Source organism: Leptolyngbya sp. FACHB-711 (genome assembly GCF_014695615.1).
GTDB lineage: Bacteria > Cyanobacteriota > Cyanobacteriia > Elainellales > Elainellaceae > Leptolyngbya_A.
The window spans coordinates 1-2,880 of sequence record NZ_JACJOR010000321.1; the positions used below are offsets into that span (position 1 = coordinate 1).

Consider the following 2,880-nt stretch of genomic DNA (forward strand, 5'->3'; position numbering starts at 1 on the left):
TAGAGATATTCAATGGGGTAGACCAGAGCAATGGCGACTTGGCAATGTGTAAAGCAGTGTGGTGCGTGCTGCCAGCTTGATCCAGACGATCGACCCGATTTAGAAACATACCTTGCGCCAGAAGAACTCCTGCTCTATATGAGTTTGGTCGGTGAAGACGGCTGGTGCATTCACTTTGATCATGCGCTGCGCGAATGCCGTATTTACGCCGATCGTCCCCGTTTCTGCCGGGTGCAGCCGGATGTATTTCAGGATCTCTACGACGTGGAGCCAGAGGAATTAAGCGATTTTGCGATCGACTGCTGCGTTCAGCAAATTGAAGCAGTATATGGTGATAGAAGTCTAGAGCTGCTGCGGTTTGAGCGATCGATCGAGCAGGACTGAGCTGTAAAGAAATGAGGGAAAAGTTCAGCGGGGGATTGCTTTTCTAGTCACAGTCAGACAAAATGAAAAGAAAATGAAATGGCTGAGGTGTACTGACTCGTGCAATCTCTCTCTGTCCCTTCCACCACTGCTGAAACCTCTTTGGATCGTTTAGAAGCTGCGCTTTCTCACTCTGAGGCGATTGTTATTGAGTCTGATGCCGAGTCGAGTTTGACAGAATCTGCTGCAAACCAGTCGGAGAGCTGGTCTAACCCAGTCATTGCTGATTCCGCCGAAGAACCCGCCTGGAAACTGCACCTGAAAGTTTTTACCTCCACCTTTTTTACGATCTTCCTGGCTGAACTGGGCGACAAAACTCAGGTGACAACCCTGCTGATGGCGGCAGAATCTCACTCGCCCTGGATTGTGTTTGCCGGAGCAGGCGCGGCACTGGTTGCAACGAGCGCGATCGGAGTTTGTCTGGGCTGCTGGTTGGCAAAGCGCGTTGCGCCCCGTGTGCTAGAGCGATCGGTCGGCATCCTGCTGCTGGGAATTTCGGCGCTGCTGATATTGGATGTCGTCCGGGGTTAAGGCAAGAGGCGAAGCACACACAGGCGAAGCAAAAATGGAATGGCACTTGCTGGGATTGAGCTTTATTACCGTGTTTTTGTCGGAGCTGGGCGATAAAAGCCAGCTTGCTGCAATTGCGCTGAGCGGTCGATCGCGATCAATCAAAGCAGTCTTTCTGGGAACTGTTGCGGCTCTGGTACTGGCGAGTTTCCTGGGGGTGCTGCTGGGTGGCGGACTGTCTCAGCTTTTGCCTGTGCGGTGGGTTAAAGCAGTGGCAGCGATCGGATTTTCAATCATGGCGATCAGACTGCTACGAGGAACGGCTGAAGCTTCGTCTGATTGTGATGAGCATTCTCCTGGATTACTGGAGTAATCCCGATTAGGGTGAAAGTAGGGCAGAAATGAGTTTTGCAGCATCATTTTGCAGCGCTAGAAGCATTGCAGTCTTGAGGCGATCGCCCCTGGGTGAAATTGACGAACCAATCGACTTGAATCAAAGCTAAAGTTTTAATTAAAGTTAAGAAGCTTTGAAGCGAGTCTTTCCCAGAATGCTGCGAATCATCACCGATTTCGATGGTCCGATCATGGATGTCTCCGAGCGGTACTACCGGGTGTATCAGTTTTGCCTGGAAAGTATCCGGCGGGCGGAGCAGCCGATTCACATCCTGACCAAAGCAGAATTTTGGCACTGCAAACGATCGCAGATTCCCGAACGCGAGATTGGCAGACGATCGGGACTGGACGAAACCCAGGCACTTGAATTTGCCCGGCTACGAAAGCAAACCGTTCACACGCTGCCTTATCTGGTACATGATGTCGTCGTGCCGGGGGCGATCGAAGGTCTGGAGCGGATTCAGCAGGCAAAGATTGAGCTGGTGGTGATGACGATGCGACGGGTGCAGGAGCTAGATGCTGCGCTGCATCAGTACAGTTTAGAACGCTTTTTTCCGCTGCGCTGCCGCTATTGCCTCAGCAACGACTATGCCAAAACCAGCGACGTGCAGGACAAGACGCTGCTTATGGGGCAGGCACTGCTGGAACTGCCGTCCGTGCCGCAAACCTGGATGATTGGCGATACCGAAGCCGACATTCTCTCTGCTCAAGCACATGGGCTTCCGGTGGTGGCAGTGTTATCAGGGATTCGCGATCGCACTCAGCTTGCCCAACACCACCCGAACGCGATCGTTAGTCATCTGGGAGCCGCGCTAGACTACATTTTGAATCATGCGTCGCTGACAGTAATCAGCAGCTAACTGTCCTTCCTGCTGGGCTGGCACGATCGCTGACGCTTGCGTAAAATCGCCTTAACTGTACTCCAGGCTGAATGTATGACCAGCAGACCGTCCCGATCGCCTTCCAAACTGAGTTTCACTGCTTCCCCGACTGCATCCACCACGGTTAATGCTGCGGTAGAGGAAGAAGATTCCTACTTGGATGACTACTATTTTGATGAGCCGGGCAGCATGCCAGGGACTTTGACGATCGAGGCAGATGCATCGCCGCCCACGATTTTTCTAATCGACTACAAAGAGGACAATGCCGTTCGTCTCAAAATCGACGCGCCTGAGGAATGTACGCCTTATCTAGATACCGAATCCGTGTCCTGGGTAGATGTGCAGGGGTTGGGCAGCGAGAATGTCCTGCGGCGATTGGGTCAGGTTTTTGATCTGCATCCGCTGGTGCTTGAGGATGTGGTTAACGTGCCGCAGCGTCCCAAAGTCGAAGAATACGACGATCAGCTTTTATTTATTGCCCGCATGGTTTGCCTGAAGGATGATGAGCGCGGCTTTGTCAGTGAACAGGTGAGCTTTATTTTGGGTAAACATTATCTGCTCACTGTGCAGGAAGAACCGGACTACGACTCGTTTGGTCCAGTTCGAGAGCGGATTCGCGGCAACAAGGGCACGATTCGCAAACACGGCGCAGATTACCTTGCCTATGCCCTGC

Annotated in this window: 5 protein-coding genes; all 5 read left to right on the plus strand. The window is 52.5% G+C overall.

What is annotated here, in order from left to right; all coding sequences use genetic code 11:
- Positions 1 to 30: 30 nt before the first annotated feature.
- Entirely contained in the window at positions 31 to 384 is a 354-nt protein-coding gene (locus H6F80_RS13020; protein WP_190791973.1) for a YkgJ family cysteine cluster protein, read from the plus strand.
- A gap of 99 nt (positions 385 to 483) precedes the next feature.
- A complete protein-coding gene (locus H6F80_RS29120) occupies positions 484 to 954 on the plus strand; it encodes a TMEM165/GDT1 family protein (protein WP_190791974.1) in 471 nt (156 codons plus the stop codon).
- Positions 938 to 1,306 (plus strand): TMEM165/GDT1 family protein, encoded by a 369-nt coding sequence (locus H6F80_RS13030; RefSeq protein WP_518523571.1) that lies wholly within the window; start codon positions 938 to 940, stop codon positions 1,304 to 1,306. The genes H6F80_RS29120 and H6F80_RS13030 overlap by 17 nt, the downstream gene beginning before the upstream one ends.
- 154 nt (positions 1,307 to 1,460) lie before the next feature.
- The gene (locus H6F80_RS13035) at positions 1,461 to 2,186 is read left to right on the plus strand and encodes an HAD family hydrolase (RefSeq protein ID WP_242067333.1); all 726 of its coding nucleotides are present in this window, start codon (positions 1,461 to 1,463) and stop codon (positions 2,184 to 2,186) included.
- A 75-nt stretch (positions 2,187 to 2,261) separates the two neighbouring features.
- The coding region (locus tag H6F80_RS13040; protein WP_277879141.1) for a CorA family divalent cation transporter at positions 2,262 to 2,880 on the plus strand (619 nt) is incomplete at its 3' end.

What these genes read in the sequence shown, in the direction of transcription:
- H6F80_RS13020 (WP_190791973.1), top strand. Translation starts at nt 31, where the DNA reads ATGGCGACTTGGCAATGTGTAAAGCAGTGTGGTGCGTGCTGCCAGCTT.
- H6F80_RS13030 (WP_518523571.1), top strand. Translation starts at nt 938, where the DNA reads ATGTCGTCCGGGGTTAAGGCAAGAGGCGAAGCACACACAGGCGAAGCA.